The organism is Lysinibacillus sp. CTST325, from assembly GCF_054665055.1.
Genome location: NZ_BAAFHO010000056.1, coordinates 1 through 348 on the forward strand (window position 1 = coordinate 1; position 348 = coordinate 348).

Genomic DNA, 348 nt, shown 5'->3' on the forward strand with positions numbered 1-348 from the left:
AGCTTAACTTCCGTGTTCGGTATGGGAACGGGTGTGACCTCTTTGCCATCATCACTAGACTATTGTCGGCTTTCAATATACGTCGTATTTCTTCGTCAGCTTCTGTCGTTCAGTCAGTCACGTACTTCAGTACGCTCCTTCCTTCTCTCCATCGCTTCCTCGAACTACTCGTATCTTGAAACCCTTGGTTGAAAGAATTATTCTTTCAAAACTGGATAAACGTGCATTGATTGTTCAAACTTTTTTGGTTAAGTCCTCGATCGATTAGTATTCGTCAGCTCCATGTGTCACCACACTTCCACCTCGAACCTATCTACCTCATCGTCTTTGAGGGATCTTACTTACTTG

2 rRNA genes are annotated in these 348 nt (G+C 43.4%); both read right to left on the reverse strand.

The features are described from left to right. Positions 1-59: ribosomal RNA gene (rrf, locus tag ACYQ73_RS28310) — 5S ribosomal RNA — on the reverse strand; the annotation flags it as partial. A 185-nt stretch (positions 60-244) separates the two neighbouring features. Then, positions 245-348 (reverse strand): 23S ribosomal RNA (locus ACYQ73_RS28315); the annotation flags it as partial.